We start from the raw sequence: 21,072 nt of genomic DNA on the forward strand, positions 1-21,072 counted from the left end.
GGTATGGCGGGGGAGGGCGTGGGGGCTGTTTTGCAGCCCATTCGCAGCACAAGGCTGCGCCTACAAGAAGCATGCGATCGCCTGTAGGAGCAGCCTTGCGCTGCGAATGGGCCGCAAAGCGGCCCCCTGGTATTACTTAACAGTCACTGCTTCAGGCGCGTCACCGTGCGACAGGCTATACACATAAGCCGCCAGCAAGTGCACCTTGTCATTGCCCTGGATCTCGGCCTGTGCCGGCATCTGCCCCTGGCGACCATAACGAATGGTCTGTTGCAACTGGGCGAAGCTCGAACCGTAGATGAACGCCTGCGGGTGAGTCAGGTCAGGCGCGCCCATGGCTGGGGTGCCTTTGGCTTCAGGCCCGTGGCAGGCCACGCAGTTGCCGGCGAAGATTTCCTTGCCCTTGGCCGGGTCGGCCTTGACCCCTTCCGGCAAGCTGCGGCCATCCAGGTTGGTCAGCACGAACGCCGCCACATCGGCCACGCCCTGCTCGCCAATGACCTCGGCCCAAGCTGGCATCACGCCGTGGCGACCGTTCATGATCGAGGCCTTGATGGTCTCCGGCTCGCCGCCCCAGCGCCAGTCCTTGTCGGTCAGGTTGGGGAAGCCATAGGCGCCTTTGGCGTCCGAGCCGTGGCACACCGAGCAGTTGGAGGCGAACAGGCGGCTGCCCATCTTCAGGGCTTGCGGGTCCTTGGCCACTTCCTCGACCGGCATGGCCGCGTACTTGGCGAAGATCGGCCCGAACTTGGCATCGGCCTTGTCCATTTCCTTCTGCCATTCGTTAACCCCGGTCCAGCCGTTGTCGTAGCCCGGCAGGATGCCTTTCCAGTTACCCAGGCCTGGATAGAGGATCAAGTAGCCGACCGAGAACACCAGGGTGCCCACGAACAACCAGAACCACCACTTGGGCAGCGGGTTGTCGTATTCCTCGATGCCATCGAAGCTGTGGCCCATGGTCTGGTCGGTGGTGTCGGTACTCTGGCCCTTGCGGGTCGACAGCAGCAGCCAGGTAAGGCCGATCAAACTGCCGATGGTCAGTACGCTGATGTACGTACTCCAGAAGGTGGTCATTGCCCGGAACTCCTCTTGGCAGCAGGTTCCTGCCCGGCAGGGGGCAGGCGGTCGTCGACGAAGGGCAGCAGGCGCGCTTCGGCGAAATCACGGTCGCGGCGGCGGTTGAATACCCAGAGCGAGAGGCCGATGAAGGCGATCATCACCACCAGGGTGCCCAGCCCGCGGATCATGCCGATGTCTATTTCCATCGCACTCACCTCTTGTTCTTGATCGCGGTGCCGAGCACCTGCAGGTAAGCGATCAGCGCGTCCATCTCGGTCTTGCCCTTGACCGCGTCGCGGGCACCGGCGATGTCCGCGTCGGTGTACGGCACGCCGAGGGTTCGCAGGGTGCGCATCTTGGTTTCGGTGTGGCTGTTGTCGACCTGCTCGGCGACCAGCCACGGGTAGGACGGCATCTTCGACTCGGGCACCACGTTGCGCGGGTTGTACAGGTGCGCGCGGTGCCAGTCGTCCGAGTAGCGGCCGCCCACGCGGGCCAAGTCCGGGCCGGTACGCTTGGAGCCCCACAGGAACGGGTGGTCCCACACGCTCTCGCCAGCGACCGAGTAATGGCCGTAGCGCTCGGTCTCGGCGCGGAATGGGCGAATCATCTGCGAGTGGCAGCCGACGCAGCCTTCGCGGATGTAGATGTCGCGGCCTTCCAGTTGCAGCGCGGTGTAGGGCTTCATGCCTTCGACCGGCTTGTTGGTGACGTCCTGGAAGAACAGCGGGACGATCTGGGTCAGGCCGCCGATGCTGACGGCAAACATCATCAGCAGCGCCATCAGGCCGATGTTTTTCTCGATGACTTCATGTTTCATCAGGCGTGTCTCCTCAGGCCAGCTGGGCGTTCGCAGGGGCGGCGTCAGTGGCGGGCGCACGCACCGTGCGCCAGGTGTTCCAGGCCATCAGGAACATGCCACTGAGGAAGATCGCACCGCCGACGAAGCGCACGATGAAGCCAGGGTGGCTGGCCACCAGGGTTTCAACGAACGAGTAGGTGAGCGTGCCGTCGCTGTTGACCGCGCGCCACATCAGGCCCTGGGCGATACCGTTGACCCACATCGAGGCGATGTACAGCACGGTGCCGATGGTCGCCAGCCAGAAGTGCGCGTTGATCAAGCCGATGCTGTGCATCTGCTCTTTGCCGAACACTTTGGGGATGGTGTGGTACAGCGCGCCGATCGAGATCATCGCCACCCAACCAAGGGCGCCGGCGTGGACGTGGCCGATGGTCCAGTCGGTGTAGTGCGACAGGGCGTTGACCGTCTTGATGGCCATCATCGGGCCTTCGAACGTGGACATGCCGTAGAACGCCAGCGAAACCACGAGGAAGCGCAGGATCGGGTCGCTGCGCAACTTATGCCAGGCGCCAGAGAGGGTCATCATGCCGTTGATCATGCCGCCCCAGCTCGGTGCCAGGAGGATCAGCGACATCACCATGCCCAGCGACTGCGCCCAGTCGGGCAGCGCGGTGTAGTGCAGGTGGTGCGGGCCGGCCCAAATGTACAGAGTGATCAGTGCCCAGAAGTGCACGATCGACAGGCGATAGGAATACACCGGCCGCTCGGCCTGCTTGGGCACGTAGTAGTACATCATCCCCAGGAAGCCAGCGGTGAGGAAGAAGCCCACCGCGTTGTGGCCGTACCACCACTGGACCATGGCGTCGGTGGCGCCCGCGTAGACCGAGTACGACTTGGTCAGGCTGACCGGCAGCTCCAGGTTGTTGATGATGTGCAGCATCGCCACGGTCAGGATGAAGGCCCCGAAGAACCAGTTACCCACGTAGATATGCTTGGTGTTGCGCTTCATCAGCGTGCCGAAGAACACGATGGCGTAGCAGACCCAGACAATGGTGATCAGGATGTCGATCGGCCATTCCAGCTCGGCGTATTCCTTGGAACTGGTGTAGCCCAGCGGCAGGCTGATGGCCGCGAGCAGGATCACCAGTTGCCAGCCCCAGAAGGTGAACGCGGCCAGTTTGGGTGAAAACAGGGTGGTCTGGCAGGTACGTTGCACCGAATAATACGAGGTGGCGAACAGTGCACAGCCGCCGAAGGCGAAGATCACCGCATTGGTATGCAGGGGGCGCAGGCGGCCGAAGCTGGTCCAGGGGAGGTCGAAGTTGAGGGACGGCCAGGCGAGCTGGGCGGCGATGAAGACGCCGAGCCCCATCCCGACGATTCCCCACACCACCGTCATGATGGCGAATTGGCGGACCACCTTGTAGTTGTAGGCGGTACTGCTGGTTGTGTTCATGTATGGGTTCCCATCCACGGTTATTGGCAGGCTATAGAGCGAGGCAAGCATGATTAATGGGCAAAGTGCCGGTATTGACGGGGATCAATGGGCGAAGGTCGGAAATGTCCCAGGCTTGCGCTGCGATCTTCCGCAAATTCAAGGGGATGACGGCTACAAAGGCTGTCTGATCCTGGCCCATGGTGCTGGTGCACCGATGGACAGCGGGTTCATGGACGAGATGGCGCAAAGGCTCGCGGCGCTTGGGGTCGGGGTGATTCGCTTCGAGTTCCCGTACATGGCCGAGCGCAGGGTGAACGGCGGCAAGCGGCCGCCCAATCCGCAGAAGGTGCTACTGGAATGCTGGCGCGAGGTGTACCGGCAGGTGCGACCTTTGGTCACAGGTAAGCTGGCCATCGGTGGCAAGTCCATGGGCGGGCGTATGGCCAGCTTGTTGGCTGACGAGCTCGAAGCGGATGCACTGGTGTGCCTGGGGTATCCGTTCTATGCGGTGGGCAAGCCGGAGAAGCCCAGGGTCGAGCACCTGGCGGGGCTCAAGACACCGACGTTGATCGTGCAGGGCGAACGGGATGCGCTGGGTAACCGTGAGGCTGTGGCGGGGTATGCACTGTCACCGGCGATCGAGGTGAGCTGGCTGGTGGCGGGCGATCATGACCTGAAGCCGTTGAAGGCTTCGGGGTTCAGCCATGCGCAGCATTTGCAGGCGGCGGCTGAGAAGGTGGCGGGCTTTTTGTCGAAATAGTGATGGATTCTTCGCGGGCAAGCCCGCTCCCACAGGTGTGGCACAGGACTCAAGCATTGTGATGTCCCTGTGGGAGCGGGCTTGCCCGCGAAGAGGCCGGTGCAGGCCAGCGCTTAGTCGCGGTACTCGCACAGGTAGGCGGTATCCACTTTCACTTGCAGCTGGAACTTGCTGTCCGCGGCCACATTGAACTTGTCGCCAGCCTTGAAGGTTTCCCAGTTGTCGCTACCCGGCAGCTTGACGGTCAAAGCACCGGAAATCACATGCATGATTTCGCGCTTGGCCGTTCCGAACTCGTATTCGCCCGGTGCCATTACACCCACGGTGGCCTGACCTTCTTCGCCTGCGAATGCGATCGACTTGACGGTGCCGTTGAAGTACTCGTTGACCTGGAACATGGGCGACTCCTGAACAGGGGGATGAAAAAGGGCTGGCCAGTATGCCCAAGGCCTTGCCCGTCGTCATCTGCTTTCAGGTGCCATTGGCCGGCAGGCTCAAGGGCAGTAGCCGCGCGGTATTGCGCGCATCTTCCAGGGCCCGGTGCTGCTGCCCGCAAAAGTGCATGCCGGCCAGTTGCAAGGCGCCATTGAGGCCGGTCGGCCGCTGCAGGTGACGGGCTTTGGCGAAGCGCTGCTTGAGGTTGATGTGCGGCACGTTGCGCAGCAGGCTGTCGAGCCCATGCTGTTGCCATTCCTGCAGCAACTGCTGACGATCGTAGTCGCCCCAGCTGACCCAGGCCTGCAACTGCCCGCGGTGGTGACCCAGCCAGCGTTCGAAGCGCGCCCACACCTCAGGGAAGGGCGCGGCGCTGTCGACGCTGGCCTGGCTGATGTGCGTGAGCTCGCGGCAAAACGGCGTCAGCTGTGGCCGCCGCCGGGGCCGTACGAAACGCTGGAAGTGGTCGACTTCGCGGCCTTCGCGGGTTACCAGGCTTGCACCGATTTCAATGATTTCCATCTCTGTGACCGGCCACCCACCATCGTCGGTGGTGGCTTCCAGGTCGATCACCAACCAATGGCCCATACCAGGCTCCCTTGCAGATCCTGCTAGAGCGTAGCCAATGTCTGGCCTTACGGCACCCCCTGGCAATTTGCCGCCTGCTTTGGCACTAAGGCCGGCGACCAGCAGTTGTGCCCTGCCCGGAAAACGCCTAGCTTAGGCGCAACCAGGTACGAACCGTGATGAGTGTGCGTCTTGACCCCAGCGCCCGGCTTAAAGGCCTTGCCCATTCTGCTGATGCTGGCCGCGCTCTGGCTGGCGATACCGGGCTGGGCTGCCGACGCGATCGAAGTGAAGATCGGCGCCGCGCACTTCCCGCCCTACACCGTGCGCCCCGAGCAGGGGGCCGACACCGGTCTGTTGCCGCAGTTGGTTGCAGCCCTGAACCGTGCGCAGCAGGGCTACCATTTTGTGCTGGTGCCCACGTCCATCCAGCGGCGCTTTGGCGATTTGCAGCAGGGCCGCACCGACATGGCGATCTTCGAGAACCCGCAATGGGGCTGGCAGGGCATTGCTCACCAGACCGTGGACATGGGCCTGGAGGATGCCGAGGTGTTCGTCGCCAGCCAGGCCAATGGCCGTGACCCTCGGTACTTCGATGAGCTGCGTGGCAAGCGCCTGGCGCTGTTCAACGGCTATCACTACGCCTTCGCCCGCTTCAATGCCGACCCTGACTACTTGCGTAAAGCCTTCAACGCGACCCTGACCTATTCCCACGACAGCAACCTGCTGATGGTGCAGGCTGGCCGTGCCGACATTGCCCTGGTCACGCGTTCGTACCTAAGCGACTTCCTGCAGCGTAACCCAAACAGCCAGGCGCAACTGGTGGCATCGCAGCGTATCGACCAGGTCTATCACCACTACGCCTTGCTACGCCCGGGCGCGCCCATCGGCGAGCAGTCGTTCGCGGCCCTGATGCGTGCCCTGCGCGACAACGGGGAGCTGACGCGAATCTTCCAGCCCTACCGGATCACGGTGCAGGCGCCGCGCGACTAAATTCCGCTGCAGCGGTAACGTTTTCCACGGTGAGCCTTTTTTCATCTTCGTGAGCCAAGACCATGCCGTTCGATGCCGCTTCGCAGCCACTGTCACCGCCACGCTGGCGCACCCTCAGCGCCGATGAGGGCGACAGCTGGCTGAGCCTGACCCTTGAGGGGCGCCCGCTGATCCAGTTACGGCTGGTGCCGGGTGCGTGCCTGGAAGTTCACCTGCAAAGCCTTTGCCCAGAGCGCCCTTACCAGGCCCTGTGGGCCGCCTGCTATTGGCTGCTATCGCGTGATGTCGCCTGCCAGCGCCTGGCCTGGCACCTGCCCGAGGGCGTGCCACAGGCGCTTGCCAGCGGCCTGTTGCTGCCCGGCGAGCAGCCGGGTGTGTACTTGTGCGAGCGTGCGCTGTTCTGGCAGTTGCCCCAGCCTTGGCTCGGCGACACGGCTGCGAGTGTTTACCCGCAGCAGATGCAGATCAGCAACGGCAAGCGCCATCCGCGCCGGGCGCCCAAGCCCCGCGGCGAAGTGTACCGGCGCTTCGATGCGCGCCTGGGCAGTTGGGTGTCGCTGCGCGCACTGGAAATCGATCAGGACCTGGAGCGCTTCAGCCGCTGGCAGAACAACCCTCGGGTCGACGCGTTCTGGCAGGAAAGCGGCTCTTTACAGCAGCACCGTGAATACCTGGAAAAGCTGGAAGCCGACCCGCATACCCTCACGCTCATCGGCTGCTTCGACGATGAGCCGTTCGCCTACTTCGAGGCGTATTGGGCAAAGGAAGACCGGATTGCGCCGTTCTACTCGGCTGATGATTACGACCGCGGCATTCATATGTTGGTAGGGGAGGAGGCGCACCGTGGGCCGCACAAGGTGGCCAGCTGGTTATCGGCGCTGGTGCACTACCTGTTCCTCGATGACCCGCGCACCCAACGGGTGGTGGCAGAGCCGCGGGCGGACAACGGCAAGATGATCGGCTACATGCACGATCAGTGTTTCCATTGCGACAAAGAATTCGACTTCCCGCACAAGCGCGCGGCGCTGATGATTCTGGGGCGAGAGCGGTTTTTCGATCGGTGCACGCTGGTCTGAGATTGCTGGGGGGCGCTTCGCGCCCCTTTCGCGACGCAAGGCCGCTCCTACAAGAGATCGCGCCGTTGTAGGAGCGGCCTTGCGTCGCGAAAGGGGTGCGAAGCGCCCCCAGCCATTTCAGCTATTCAAACCTGACGGTTGGCCGTCTTGCGGCAATGCACCAAGGCATCGCGAATCATGAAGTTGACCAAGGTCGGCGACACGCCCAGTTCCTTGGCGATGTCCTTTTGCGGCACGCCGTGCAAACGGTACATCTCGAACGCATAACGGGTGCGCTGTGGCAACTCGCTCAATGCCTCGGCGATGTCATCGAGGGCGGCGAGGTTGATGTGCGTGGCTTCGGGCGAAGCGTTCTGGATGACCACGTTCAGGCCTTCCTCTTCGCTGCCGGAATACTTCAGCTCCATCGCCTGCTTGCGGTAGTGATCGATGGCCAGGTTGCGCACGATCTGGAACAGGTAGCTGAGCTGCGCCTTGAAGGACGAGGTGATCTGCGGGGCGGCGCTGAGCCGGAAGAATGCATCTTGCACCACGTCTTCCGCGCGTGAGCGGCAGCCGGTGATGCGCGCAGCGATCTTGACCAGAATGCTGCGATTGTCGACGAAGGCCTGGAGTAATGGTGAATCGCACTTACTTGTGGATAGTTGTTCCGCCATGGAAATCACCTTGTCACAGAGGGGAGAGGAGGCACCCAAAGTTGGGAAGCTTCCCGAGACGTGCGACAAGCTATTAAGAATGATAATGATTGTCAAATACGAAACGTAATTAGTATCTGTACGTTTCGGTTCTAAGCAAGGATTGAGACGTGTGGCACATTGCGGGTCTCCCACGCGCCACACCTCTGAAGGCAAACCCCGCTAATTTCTTCCCCCGCCCATCCGTTCCCCTGTGTACATCCGGCCGCCGAGTGCTGCCCGCCGACGTGCGCGGTGCAGCCGGCCCGACTTCACCAGACACTGGCAGGAACACCCCATGACGGACGCCTTCGAACTCCCGCTCTCGCTGGTCCAGGCCCTGGCGCAACGCGCCGCGCAGACCCCGGACAAGATAGCCCTGCGCTTTCTCGCCGACGCTCCTGGCGAGCAGGCCGTGCTCAGCTACCGGGACCTGGACCGCCGCGCGCGCACCATCGCCGCCGCCCTGCAGGCCCGGGCCGGGTTCGGTGACCGTGCGGTGCTGCTGTTCCCCAGTGGCCCGGACTATGTCGCGGCGTTCTTTGGTTGCCTCTACGCCGGCGTCATCGCCGTGCCAGCGTACCCACCAGAATCCACCCGTCACCATCACCAGGAGCGCCTGCTGTCGATCATCGACGACGCCGAACCGCGCCTGCTGCTGACCGTCGCGGCCCTGCACGACAGCTTGCAGGGCCTGGACGCGCTGGCGGCGGACAACGCCCCTGAACTGCTGGCCGTAGATGGCCTAGACCCGGCCCTGGCCGATGCCTGGCAGGCACCAACCCTGGCCAGCGATGACATCGCCTTCCTGCAGTACACCTCGGGCTCCACAGCGCTGCCCAAGGGCGTGCAGGTCAGCCACGGCAACCTGGTGGCCAACGAGCAGTTGATCCGTCACGGTTTCGGCATCGATGTGAACCCCGACGATGTCATCGTCAGCTGGTTGCCGCTGTACCACGACATGGGGCTGATCGGCGGCTTGCTGCAGCCGATCTTCAGCGGCGTGCCGTGCGTGCTGATGTCGCCGGGCTACTTCCTTGCCCGGCCGCTGCGCTGGTTGCAGGCGATCAGCGAATACGGCGGCACCATCAGCGGTGGCCCCGACTTCGCCTACCGTTTGTGCAGCGAACGGGTCAGCGAAGCGTCCTTGGCCGGGCTCGACCTGAGCCGTTGGCGCGTGGCCTATTCCGGCTCCGAACCGATTCGCCAGGACAGCCTGGCAACCTTCGCCGACAAGTTCCAGGCCTGTGGCTTCGACCCGCAGAGCTTCTTTGCCAGCTATGGCCTGGCCGAAGCGACCCTGTTCGTCAGCGGCAGCCGCCGTGGTCAGGGCATCGGCGCCCTCGCGCTGGACGCCGAAGCCTTCGCCGCCAACCGCGCCGAAAACGGCAGCGGCAGCGTGCTGATGAGCTGTGGCTACCCGCAACCCGGGCATGCGGTGCGCATCGTCGAGCCGCAGCGCCTCGAAGCGTTGGGCGACAACCAGGTGGGTGAAATCTGGGCCGGTGGCCCGAGCATCGCCCTGGGCTACTGGCGCAACCCCGAGGCCAGCGCGCGCACGTTCGTCGAGCGCGATGGCCAGACCTGGCTGCGCACCGGCGACTTGGGCTTTATGCGCGAGGGTGAAGTCTTTGTCACCGGGCGCTTGAAAGACATGCTCATCGTCCGCGGCCAAAACCTTTACCCGCAAGATCTGGAAAAAACCCTGGAGCGCGAAGTCGACGTGCTGCGCAAAGGCCGCGTGGCGGTATTTGCCGTGGACCACCAGGGCGAGGAGGGCATCGGCGTGGCGGTGGAGATCAGCCGCAACGTGCAAAAAGCCCTCGAGCCCCAGGCACTGATCAAGACCCTACGCCAGGTCATCGCCGACGCCTGCCGCCAGGCGCCGGCCGTGGTCCTGTTGCTCAACCCGGGCGCGCTGCCCAAGACTTCCAGCGGCAAGCTGCAACGCTCGGCCTGCCGCCAGCGCATGGACGATGGCAGCCTCGACTGTTACGCGCGCTTCCCGCAGGCCGGTGAGCAACCCGCAAGCGGCGCGGTGGCAGATGATCTGCAGGCCCGAATCGCCGCCGTGTGGCGCGATGTGCTCAAGGTCGAAGCCGTGGCGGCGGACGACCACTTCCTGCTGCTGGGCGGCAACTCCATTGCAGCCACCCAGGCCACCGCGCGCCTGGCGGATGAGCTGGGCATCAACCTGAGCCTACGTACCTTGTTCGAAGCACCGCTGTTGGGCGAGTACAGCGCTGCGGTGGCCGCGGTCCTCGCTGAGGGTGGCGCCCAAGCCCAGGCCATCACCACCCTGGCGCGCGACCAGTCGCTGCCGCAATCGCTGGCACAGAACCGCCTGTGGCTGCTGTGGCAACTGGAGCCACAATCGGCGGCCTACAACATTCCGGCCGGCCTGCGCCTGCGCGGTGAGCTGGACGTCGCCGCACTGGAGGCTGCGTTCCAGGCCCTGGTGGCGCGCCATGAATCGCTGCGCACGGTGTTCAGCGAAGTGGATGGCCAAGCCTTGCAGCGAATTCAGGCTCAGCAGCCGTTCGGCCTGCGTCGTCTGGACCTCGAAGGCCAGGCCCCCGAGCAAGTTGCCGCGCGCCGCGAGGCAGAGGCCCAGCAGCCGTTCGACTTGTGCCAAGGCCCACTGCTGCGCGTGACCCTGGCGCGCCTGGACGATGAAGACCACCAGCTGTGGGTGACGTTGCACCACATCGTCGCCGATGGCTGGTCGCTGAACATTTTGCTCGACGAGTTCGCCAAACTGTACGCCGCGCACTGCCAGGGCCAAACGGCCACGCTGGCGCCGCTGCCCCTGGGTTACGCCGACTACGGCACCTGGCAACGGCAATGGCTGGCCGACGGCGAGGCCGAACGCCAGTTGCAGTACTGGAAAGCCAAGCTGGGTGATGAACTGCCGGTGCTCGACCTGTGCACCGACCAACCGCGTGCCAGCCAGCGTGACAAACGCGCGGCGCGCTACACCCTGAAGGTGCCGGCCAAGCTGACCGAAGCGCTCAACGCCCTGGCCCGCGAGCAGCAGGCGAGCCTGTTCATGGTGCTGCTGGCCGGCTGGCAAGCGCTGCTGCACCGCTACAGCGGCCAGGCAGACCTGCGCATCGGCGTGCCCAATGCCAACCGCCCGCGCCTGGAAACCCAGGGCCTGGTCGGCTTCTTCATCAACAGCCAGGTGCTGCGTGCTCAGTTGCATGGCCGCATGCCCTTCGAGCATCTGTTGGCCCAGGCCCGCGAAGCCACCCTTGAAGCCCAGGCCCACCAGGACCTGCCGTTCGAACAGTTGCTCGAAGCCCTGCCCGAGGCGCGCGAGCAGGGCCTGTTCCAGGTCATGTTCAACCACCAGCAACGTGACCTTTCGGCGCTGCGCCGCTTGCCAGGTTTGCTTGCCGAAGAGTTGCCGTGGCACAGCCGAGAAGCCAAGTTCGACCTGCAGCTGCACAGTGAAGAGGACCATCAAGGCCGCCTGACCTTGGCCTTCGACTATGCCGCCGAACTGTTCGAGGCCAGCACGGTAAAACGCCTGGCCGCGCACCTGTTGGCGTTGCTGGAGCAGGTTTGCGCCCGGCCGCAGCTGGCGCTGGGCGAGGTGCAGTTGCTCGATGAACAGCACCGCGCACAGCTGCTCGGCTGGGGCCAGGCACCGGCGGCGGCGCCCCAGCGCCTGCTGGTCGACCAGCTCAACGAGCAGGCCCGGCTGACCCCGCAGCGAACCGCGCTGGCCTGGCAGGGCGGCAGCCTGGACTATGCCGAGTTGCACCAGCAGGCCAACCGCCTGGCCCATTACCTGCGTGACAAAGGCGTTGGCCCCGATACCTGCGTGGCCATCGCCGTCGAGCGTTCGCCGCAGCTGCTGGTTGGCCTGCTGGCCATCCTCAAGGCCGGCGGCGCCTACGTGCCGCTGGACGTGGACTACCCGGCCGAGCGCCTGGCCTACATGCTCGGCGACTGCAATGCCAGCCTGCTGCTGAGCCACAGCGGCCTGCTGGGCAAGCTGCCGCAGGTCGAAGGCGTCAGCGCCATCGCCCTCGACCAGTTGCACCTGGACAGCTGGCCTAGCCATGCTCCCGGCCTGCACCTGCACGGCGACAACCTGGCCTATGTGATCTACACCTCGGGCTCCACTGGCCAGCCCAAGGGCGTGGGCAACACCCATGCGGCCCTGGCCGAACGCCTGCAGTGGATGCAGGCCACCTATGCGCTGAACGACAGCGACGTGCTGATGCAAAAAGCGCCCATCAGTTTCGACGTCTCGGTGTGGGAGTGCTTCTGGCCGCTGGTCACCGGCTGCAAGTTGGTACTGGCAGGCCCTGGCGAGCATCGTGACCCGCAGCGCATCGCTGCGCTGGTGCAAGCGCATGGCGTGACCACGCTGCACTTCGTACCGCCGCTGTTGCAGGTGTTCGTGCAAGAGCCACAGGCCGCCGCCTGCACCAGCCTGCGCCGGTTGTTTTCCGGCGGCGAAGCGTTGTCGGCCAACCTGCGTGACCGTGTGCTGAAACTGCTGCCCCAGGTGCAACTGCACAACCGTTATGGCCCGACCGAAACCGCGATCAACGTCACCCACTGGCACTGCCAGGCCGAAGACGGCGAGCGCTCGCCGATCGGCCGCCCGTTGGGCAACGTGCTGTGCCGCGTGCTCGACGATGAACTGGAACTGACCGCGCCCGGTGTGCCGGGTGAGCTGTACCTGGGCGGCGCGGGGCTTGCCCGAGGTTACCTGGGCCGTCCGGGCCTGACGGCCGAGCGTTTCGTGCCCCAGGCCGACGGCGACGGCCAGCGCCTGTACCGCAGTGGCGACCGTGCCCGCTGGCAAGTCCAGTTGGAGGCACTTGAATACCTGGGGCGCCTCGACCAGCAGGTGAAGGTGCGCGGCTTCCGCGTCGAACCCGAAGAAGTGCAGGCCTGCCTGTTGGCGCAAGCGGGTGTCGACCAGGCACTGGTGCTGATCCACAAGGACGCTGTGGGCGCGCAATTGGTCGGCTACTACAGCGGTGCGGCCGAGCCGGCTGCACTGCTGGCCGCCTTGGCCGAGCAACTGCCGGCGTACATGGTGCCGGCGCAGTTGATCCCGCTGGCACACTTGCCATTGGGCCCAAGCGGCAAAGTCGATCGCAAGGCGTTGCCCGCCCCGGTGTGGCAACAGCGTGAGCATGTTGAGCCGCAAAGTGCCGTGCAGCAGCAGGTCGCGGCGATCTGGCGTGAAGTGCTCAACCTGCCGCGTGTGGGCCTGCAGGACGACTTCTTTGCCCTGGGTGGCCACTCGCTACTTGCCACCCAGATCGTCTCGCGGGCCCGTCAGGCCTGCGATGTCGAGCTGCCGCTGAAAGTGCTGTTCGACGCCAGCGAGCTGGGCGCGTTCTGTGCCGAGATCACGCGCCTGCGGGAGGCCGGCGCGCATAACCTGCAAGGCGAAATCGCCCGCGTCGACCGCCGCCAGGCCGTGCCGTTGTCGTATTCGCAACAGCGCATGTGGTTCCTCTGGCAGATGGAGCCCGACAGCCCCGCCTACAACGTCGGCGGCATGGCCCGCTTGCGTGGCGCGCTGCACGTGGACGCCTTCGAGCGGGCGCTGCAGGCGCTGATCGTGCGTCACGAAACCCTGCGCACCACGTTCCCCAGCATCGACGGCGTGGCGTACCAGTGCGTGGCCGAAGACAGCGGCGTGCACCTCGACTGGCAAGACTTCAGCACCTTGCCCGCCGAGGCCCGCCAGCAACGCCTGCAACAGCTCGCCGACGACCAGGCGCACCAGCCGTTCGACCTCGAGCGTGGCCCGCTGCTGCGCGCCTGCCTGGTCAAGGCCGAGGAACGTGAGCATTACTTCGTCCTGACCTTGCACCACATCGTCACCGAAGGCTGGGCCATGGACATCTTCGCCCGCGAGTTGGGCGAGCTGTACGAAGCCTTTGTCGATGATCGCGAGTCGCCACTGACGCCGCTGCCGGTGCAATACCTGGACTACAGCGTGTGGCAGCGGCACTGGCTGGAAAGCGGCGAAGGCGCGCGGCAGCTGGCCTACTGGAAAGCCCGCCTGGGCGATGAGCACCCGGTCTTGGCATTGCCGTCCGATCGCCCGCGCCCAGCGGTGCAGAGCCACCGTGGCGAGTTGCACCGGTTCGAGCTCGACCCGGCGTTGGTGGCGCGCGTGCATGCGTTCAACAGCCAGCGCGGGCTGACCCTGTTCATGACCATGACGGCAACCCTGGCGGCCTTGTTGCACCGCTACAGCGGCCAGCGTGACCTGCGCATCGGCGCACCGGTGGCCAACCGCATCCGCCCGGAAAGCGAGGGGCTGATCGGCGCCTTCCTCAACACCCAGGTACTGCGCTGCGAACTGGACGGCCAGATGACCGCCGCCGAGCTGCTGGAGCAGATGCGCCAGGCCGCCATCGAAGGCCAGTCGCACCAGGACCTGCCATTCGACCAGTTGGTCGAAGCCCTGCAGCCACCGCGCAGCAGCGCCTATAACCCGCTGTTCCAAGTGATGTGCAACGTCCAGCGCTGGGCGTTCCAGCAAAGCCGTGAGCTGGTGGGCATGCAGGTCGACTACCTGGTCAACGACGCCAGCGCCACCAAGTTCGACCTGTACCTCGAAGTCACTGACCTCGATGGCCGCCTGGGCTGCTGCCTGACCTACAGCCGCGACCTGTTCGACGCGCCGCGCATTGCGCGCATGGCCGAGCACTGGCAGCAGTTGCTGATCGGCCTGCTGGACGACCCACAACAGCGCCTGTGCGAGCTGCCGATGCTGAGCCCGGGCGAGCAGCAAGTGCTGGTTGGGCAATTACAAGGCGAGCAGGATTTTGCCCTCGACCAGACCGTGCACGGCCTGTTTGCCGCCCAAGCTTCGCGCACACCACAGGCCCCTGCGCTGACCTTCGCGGGCCAGCACCTTAGCTACGCCGAACTGGACCAGCAGGCCAACCGCCTGGCCCGCGCCCTGCGCGAGCGCGGTGTCGGCCCGCAGGTACGCGTCGGCCTGGCCCTGGAGCGTTCGCTGGAAATGGTCGTCGGCCTGCTGGCCATCCTCAAGGCGGGCGGTGCCTATGTGCCGCTCGACCCCGAGTACCCCCTCGACCGCTTGCGCTACATGATCGAAGACAGCCGCATCGGCCTGCTGCTCAGCCAGCGCGCGCTGCTGGAAACCCTTGGCGAACTGCCAGACGGCGTGGCCCGCTGGAGCCTGGAAGACGATACTGCAGGTTTGTCCGCCTTCAGCGATGCCCCGCTGGATAACCTGAACCTGCCGCAGCACCAGGCTTACCTGATCTACACCTCCGGCTCCACCGGCAAGCCCAAGGGCGTGGTGGTCAGCCATGGTGAAATCGCCATGCATTGCCAGGCCGTGATCGAGGCCTTCGGCATGCGCAGCGACGACTGCGAACTGCACTTCTACTCGATCAACTTCGACGCGGCCAGCGAACGCCTGCTGACCCCGCTGCTGTGTGGTGCCCGCGTGGTGATCCGTGCTCAAGGCCAGTGGGGCGCTGAAGAGATCTGCCAACTGGTGCGCGAGCAACAGGTGAGCATTCTTGGCTTCACCCCAAGCTATGGCAGCCAGTTGGCCCAGTACCTGGCCGGGCAGGGCGAGCAGTTGCCGGTGCGCCTGGTGATCACCGGCGGTGAGGCGTTGACCGGCGAGCACCTGCAGCGCATTCGCCAGGCGTTCACGCCGCAACAGTTCTTCAACGCCTACGGCCCGACCGAAACCGTGGTCATGCCGCTGGCCTGCCTGGCGCCACCCACGCTGCCGGCCGACCTGGGCAGCGTGCCGATCGGCCATGTGATTGGCGCCCGCACTGCGTACATCCTCGATGAGGACCTGGCCTTGCTGCCACAAGGCGGCATCGGCGAGCTGTACATCGGCGGTGCCGGCCTGGCCCAGGGGTATCACGACCGCCCGGGGCTGAGTGCCGAGCGCTTCGTTGCCGACCCCTTCAGCACACAGGGCGGGCGCCTGTACCGCACCGGCGACCTGGTGCGCCTGGGCGCCGATGGTTTGGTCGAGTACGTTGGCCGTGCTGACCAGCAGGTGAAAATTCGCGGCTTCCGTATCGAATTGGGCGAAATCGAAAGCCGCCTGCAGGCGCATGCCGATGTCGACGAGGCGGTGGTCCTGGCCCTCGACCTGCCGGGCGGCAAACAACTGGTGGGTTACCTGGTGTGCAAGCAGGCCGGTGCCAACAGCGAGGCCCAGGCCGCGCTGCGCGACGCGGTCAAGGCCGATGCCCGCCAGCAACTGCCAGACTACATGGTGCCCGCGCACCTGGTGCTGCTCGACAGCCTGCCGCTGATGGGCAACGGCAAGCTCGACCGCAAGGCGCTGCCGCTGCCGGACCTGGAGCAGGCGCACCAGCATTACCAGGCCCCAGGCAACGAAGTGGAAGCGCAGCTGGCGCAGATCTGGCGCGACGTGCTCAACGTTGCCCGCGTTGGCGTGCAGGACAACTTCTTCGAACTCGGTGGCGACTCGATCCTCTCGATCCAGGTGGTCAGCCGGGCCCGTCAGTTGGGCCTGCAGTTCACCCCGCGTGACCTGTTCCAGCACCAGACTATCCAGACCCTGGCCACGGTGGTCAGCCTGAGCGCCGCGCCAAGCGGTATCGAGCAGGGCCTGCGCGAGGGGCAAACCGGGCTGACGCCAATCCAGCACTGGTTCTTCGACAGCGAAGTGGCCCAGCCACAGCACTGGAACCAGGCCGTACTGTTGGCAGCGCGCCAGCCTCTGGCCAGCGCGGCTCTGGAGCAGGCCCTGGCTGCACTGGTGCAGCACCACGACAGCCTGCGCCTGCGTTTCTGCCAGGCCAATGGCCGCTGGCAGGCCGAGTATGCCCAGCCTGCGCCTCAGCAACTGCTGTGGGCGGCCACGGTTGCCGACTTCGATGATTGCCAGGCGCTGTACACCGACCTGCAGCGCAGCCTCGACTTGGAGCAAGGCCCGCTGCTGCGCGCCTTGCTGGTAACAGACGGGCAGGGCAGCCAACGCCTGCTGCTGGCGATTCACCACCTGGTGGTTGATGGCGTGTCCTGGCGCGTGCTGCTCGAAGACTTGCAGGCGCTGTACCGTGGCCAGCCGTTGGCGGCCAAGACCCACACCCTGGGCGACTGGGCCGCACGCCTGGCCAGCTACGCCGGCAGCGACTCGCTGCGCGACGAGCTGGACTGGTGGCACGCCCAGCTCGGCACTGTACGCCACGAACTGCCGTGTGATCACCCGCAGGGTGGCAACCTGCACCGCCACGCCCGCACCCTGGCCATCGGCCTTGATGCCGAGCAGACCCGCCAGTTGCTGCAACAGGCACCCGCGGCTTACCACACCCAGGTCAACGACCTGCTGCTGACAGCCCTGGCACGCGCCCTGTGCCGGTGGAGCGGTGACAGCGAAGTGCTGGTACAGCTCGAAGGCCACGGCCGCGACGGGTTGTTCGAAGACATGGACCTGACCCGCAGCGTCGGCTGGTTCACCAACGCCTACCCGCTGAGCCTTTGCCCGGTGCTGGGTGATGACGATGCTGCGCGCGCCCGCTCGATCAAACGGGTCAAGGAGCAACTGCGTCAGGTGCCGCACAAAGGGCAGGGCTATGGCGTGCTGCGCTACCTGGCCGACGCGGCCGGGCGCGAGCGCATGGCCGCACTGCCGCAGGCCCGCATCACCTTCAACTACCTGGGGCAGTTCGACCAGCAGTTTGACACTGATGCGCTGTTCCAGCCGCTGGACGCACCGGCGGGCCTGGCCCATGACCTGGAGGCCCCGCTGCCCAATTGGCTGAGTGTCGACGGCCAAGTCTATGCCGGTGCCCTGCAATTGCGCTGGACCTACAGCACCGAGCGCTACGACGAGCAGACCATCGCCACCCTGGCCGAAGGCTACCGCCAAGAGTTGCTGGCACTGGTCGGCCACTGCCTGGCCGACGGCAACGGCAGCTTCACGCCGTCCGACTTCCCCTTGGCGCACCTGACCCAGGAGCAGATCGACAACTTGCCGGTCGCTGCCGCCGAGATCGACGATGTCTACCCGCTGACGCCGATGCAGGAAGGCATGCTGCTGCACACCTTGCTGGAGCCAGGCACCGGCATCTACTACATGCAGGACCGCTACCGCATCAACAGCGCGCTCGACGCCGAGCGCTTCGCCCAAGCTTGGCAGGCGGTGGTGGCGCGCCATGAGGCCCTGCGGGCGTCGTTCAGCTGGAGCGCCGGCGAGGCGATGCTGCAGATCATCCACAAGCCCGGCAAGACGGCAGTGGATTATCAAGACTGGCGCGGCCTCGACGACGGTGCCCAGGAAGCCCGCCTGCAAGCCCTGCACAAACAGGAGCGCGAGGCCGGTTTCGACCTGCTGCGTGAAGCGCCGTTCCACCTGCGCCTGGTGCGCGTCGCCGATGAACGCTACTGGTTCATGATGAGCAACCACCACATCCTGATCGATGCCTGGTGCCGCTCGTTGCTGATGAATGATTTCTTCGAGGTCTACCAGGCCCTTGGCGAAGGCCGCCCGGCCCAGTTGCCGGTGCCGCCACGCTACCGTGACTACATCGGCTGGCTGCAACGCCAGGACCTGAACGAAGCGCGCCAGTGGTGGCAAGCCAACCTGGCCGGGTTCGAACGGGCCACGGCGATCCCCAGCGACCGCCCGTTGCGCCACGACCACGCCGGTGACGGCATGATCGTCGGCGACTGCTACACCCGCCTGGACGTCACTGACGGTGTTCGCTTGCGCGAACTGGCCCAGGCCCATCAGCTGACCATCAACACCTTCGCCCAGGCGGCCTGGGCCCTGGTGCTGGCGCGCTACAGCGGCGAGCGCGACGTGGCCTTTGGCGTCACCGTGGCCGGGCGCCCGGTGAGCATGCCGCAGATGCAGCGCACCGTTGGCCTGTTCATCAACAGCATCGCCTTGCGCGTGCAACTGCCCGCCGCCGGCGAGCGCTGCAGCGTGCGCCAGTGGCTGCAAGGCGTGCTCGAGCACAATATGGAAGTGCGCGAGTACGAGTACCTGCCGCTGGTGGCGATCCAGGAATGCAGCGAACTGCCCAAGGGCCAGCCGCTGTTCAACAGCCTGTTCGTGTTCGAGAACGCGCCGGTGGAAACCGCAGTGCTGGACCACGCCCAGCACCTCAACGCCAGCTCCGACTCGGGCCGCACCCACACCAACTTCCCGTTGACGGCGGTGTGCTACCCGGGGGATGACCTGGGCCTGCACCTGTCGTTCGACCAACGTTACTTCGACACTTCGACCGTCGAACGCCTGCTGGCCGAGTTCAAGCGCCTGCTGTTGGCGCTGGTGCAGGGCTTCGAGGGCGAGGTAAGCGATTTGCCGCTGCTGGGTGCCGAAGAGCAACGCTTCCTGATTGAAGACTGCAACCGCACCGAGCACGCCTATGCGCTGGAACAGAGCTATGTCGAGCAGTTCGAGGCGCAGGTCGCCGCGCACCCTGAACGTACGGTGGCGCGTTGCCTGGACGCGTCCTTTGACTACGCGGGGCTGAACCTTGCGGCCAACCGCCTGGGCCATGCCCTGATCGGCGCAGGCGTAACCGTCGATCAGCCGGTTGCGCTGTTGGCCGAGCGCGGTTTGCCATTGCTGGGGATGATTGTCGGCAGCTTCAAGGCCGGTGCCGGCTACCTGCCGCTGGACCCCGGCCTGCCCGCCGCGCGCCTGCAGCGCATCGTCGCGCTCAGCCGCACACCGGTGCTGGTATGCAGCGCGGCCTGTGCCGAGCAGGGGCGGCAGTTGCTGGACGCACTGGAGGGTGTGGCGCGGCCGCAATTGTTGGTGTGGGAAGACATCCAGGCCAGCAACATCGCCAGCCACAACCCGGGTATTTATAGTGGGCCCGACAACCTCGCGTATGTCATCTACACCTCGGGCTCCACCGGTTTGCCCAAAGGGGTGATGGTCGAGCAGCGCGGCATGCTCAACAACCAGCTCAGCAAGGTGCCTTACCTGGCCTTGAACGAGCAGGACGTGATTGCCCAGACCGCTTCGCAGAGCTTCGATATCTCGGTCTGGCAGTTCCTGGCCGCGCCGTTGTTCGGCGCCAGGCTGGAGATCGTGCCCAATGCCATCGCCCATGATCCGCAAGGCCTGCTGGCGCATGTGCAGGCTACCGGCATCACCGTGCTGGAAAGCGTGCCGTCGCTGATCCAGGGCATGCTGGCCAACGATCACCAGGCCCTCAGCGGCCTGCGCTGGATGCTGCCGACCGGCGAGGCGATGCCGCCAGAGCTGGCCGCGCAATGGCTGCAGCGTTACCCAGGCATTGGCCTGGTCAATGCCTACGGCCCGGCGGAGTGCTCGGACGACGTGGCGTTCTTCCGTGTCGATGTCGAGTCCACCCGCGGCAGTTACCTGCCGATTGGCACCCCGACCGACAACAACCGCCTGTACCTGTTCGGCGAGGACCAGGCCCTGGTGCCGTTGGGCGCGGTTGGCGAGCTGTGTGTTGCCGGTACCGGCGTGGGCCGTGGCTATGTTGGCGACCCCGTGCGTACCGCCCTGGCCTTCATCCCGCACCCCCATGGCGCGCCGGGTGAACGCCTGTACCGCACCGGCGACCTGGCGCGCCAGCGCCTGGACGGGGTGCTGGAGTATGTGGGCCGCATCGATCACCAGGTGAAGATTCGCGGGTATCGCATCGAACTGGGTGAGATCGAAGCGCGCCTGCATGAACAGGCCGAAATCCGCGATGCTGCGGTGGGCGTGCAGGAGGGCGTCAACGGCAAGCACCTGGTCGGCTACCTGGTGGCCCATCAGGGCGTAACCCCTGATGCGGCGTTGCTCGAACAAATCAAGCAGCGCCTGCGCGCGGCATTGCCGGAGTACATGGTGCCGCTGCACTGGGGCTGGTTCGACAGCCTGCCGCACAACGCCAACGGCAAGCTCGACCGCAAGGCACTGCCGGCCATCGACATCGGCAGCCAGCACAGCCAGGCCTACCTGGCGCCGCGCAGCGAGCTGGAAGCGGTGTTGGCCGGTATCTGGGCCGATGTGCTCAAGACCGAACGGGTGGGGGTACACGACAACTTCTTTGAGTTGGGCGGGCATTCGCTGCTGGCCACGCAGATCGCTTCGCGGGTGCAGAAGCAGTTGCAGTTGGATGTGCCGCTGCGGGCGATGTTCGAGTGCAGCACGGTGGAGGAACTGGCGGTGTATGTGGAGGGGTTGCAGGGGCGTGTGCTGGATGACGACAAGGTTGATCGGCTGAGTGACCTGATGGCGGAGCTTGAGGGGCTGTAAAAAGTTGAGGGGCGCT

11 protein-coding genes are annotated in these 21,072 nt (G+C 65.3%); 4 read left to right on the forward strand and 7 right to left on the reverse strand.

Going from position 1 to position 21,072, the window contains the following annotated elements; translation table 11 throughout:
- Nucleotides 1–132: 132 nt before the first annotated feature.
- From ccoP to ccoN, 4 genes are read right to left on the reverse strand one after another with little or no spacing between them, the layout of a single operon-like run.
- Nucleotides 133–1,074 carry a cytochrome-c oxidase, cbb3-type subunit III gene (gene ccoP / locus HU750_RS22570; protein WP_027592923.1) on the reverse strand — a complete coding sequence of 314 codons (942 nt, stop codon included), beginning with the start codon at nucleotides 1,072–1,074 and terminating at the stop codon, nucleotides 133–135.
- Nucleotides 1,071–1,265, reverse strand: a complete 195-nt coding sequence (locus HU750_RS22575; protein ID WP_027592922.1) for a cbb3-type cytochrome oxidase subunit 3 — start codon at nucleotides 1,263–1,265, stop codon at nucleotides 1,071–1,073. The genes ccoP and HU750_RS22575 overlap by 4 nt, the downstream gene beginning before the upstream one ends.
- A 5-nt stretch (nucleotides 1,266–1,270) precedes the next feature.
- Complete coding sequence (ccoO, locus tag HU750_RS22580; protein ID WP_186682487.1) at nucleotides 1,271–1,879, reverse strand: cytochrome-c oxidase, cbb3-type subunit II; 609 nt, start codon at nucleotides 1,877–1,879, stop codon at nucleotides 1,271–1,273.
- Nucleotides 1,880–1,892: 13 nt separating this feature from the next.
- Nucleotides 1,893–3,317: a cytochrome-c oxidase, cbb3-type subunit I gene (gene ccoN / locus HU750_RS22585; RefSeq protein ID WP_027592920.1), complete on the reverse strand. Its 1,425-nt coding sequence runs from the start codon at nucleotides 3,315–3,317 to the stop codon at nucleotides 1,893–1,895.
- A 49-nt stretch (nucleotides 3,318–3,366) separates the two neighbouring features.
- On the opposite strand from ccoN, the gene HU750_RS22590 reads away from it, so the two are divergent.
- A complete protein-coding gene (locus HU750_RS22590; protein ID WP_085272546.1) occupies nucleotides 3,367–4,059 on the forward strand; it encodes an alpha/beta family hydrolase in 693 nt (230 codons plus the stop codon).
- Between the two features lie 113 nt (nucleotides 4,060–4,172).
- Here the strand turns inward: HU750_RS22590 and ppnP are convergent, their stop codons facing one another.
- Nucleotides 4,173–4,457 carry a pyrimidine/purine nucleoside phosphorylase gene (gene ppnP, locus HU750_RS22595; protein WP_186682489.1) on the reverse strand — a complete coding sequence of 95 codons (285 nt, stop codon included), beginning with the start codon at nucleotides 4,455–4,457 and terminating at the stop codon, nucleotides 4,173–4,175.
- Between the two features lie 73 nt (nucleotides 4,458–4,530).
- Nucleotides 4,531–5,082, reverse strand: a complete 552-nt coding sequence (locus HU750_RS22600; RefSeq protein ID WP_027592917.1) for a 3'-5' exonuclease — start codon at nucleotides 5,080–5,082, stop codon at nucleotides 4,531–4,533.
- Nucleotides 5,083–5,253: 171 nt separating this feature from the next.
- Between HU750_RS22600 and HU750_RS22605 the strand changes: the two genes are divergently transcribed.
- Nucleotides 5,254–6,054, forward strand: coding sequence for a substrate-binding periplasmic protein (locus HU750_RS22605; RefSeq protein WP_186682491.1), 801 nt, complete (start codon nucleotides 5,254–5,256; stop codon nucleotides 6,052–6,054).
- A gap of 62 nt (nucleotides 6,055–6,116) precedes the next feature.
- Nucleotides 6,117–7,130 (forward strand): GNAT family N-acetyltransferase, encoded by a 1,014-nt coding sequence (locus HU750_RS22610; protein WP_186682493.1) that lies wholly within the window; start codon nucleotides 6,117–6,119, stop codon nucleotides 7,128–7,130.
- Between the two features lie 125 nt (nucleotides 7,131–7,255).
- On the opposite strand, the gene HU750_RS22615 is transcribed toward HU750_RS22610, so the two are convergent.
- A complete protein-coding gene (locus HU750_RS22615) occupies nucleotides 7,256–7,786 on the reverse strand; it encodes an RNA polymerase factor sigma-70 (protein WP_027592914.1) in 531 nt (176 codons plus the stop codon).
- A gap of 316 nt (nucleotides 7,787–8,102) precedes the next feature.
- Here HU750_RS22615 and HU750_RS22620 point away from each other — a divergent pair, with 316 nt between their 5' ends.
- On the forward strand, nucleotides 8,103–21,056 hold the full coding sequence (locus tag HU750_RS22620) for a non-ribosomal peptide synthetase (RefSeq protein WP_186682495.1): 12,954 nt from the start codon (nucleotides 8,103–8,105) through the stop codon (nucleotides 21,054–21,056).
- The last annotated feature ends 16 nt before the right edge of the window (nucleotides 21,057–21,072 follow it).

The organism is Pseudomonas sp. SWRI50 (genome assembly GCF_014269095.1).
Lineage (GTDB): Bacteria > Pseudomonadota > Gammaproteobacteria > Pseudomonadales > Pseudomonadaceae > Aquipseudomonas > Aquipseudomonas kermanshahensis.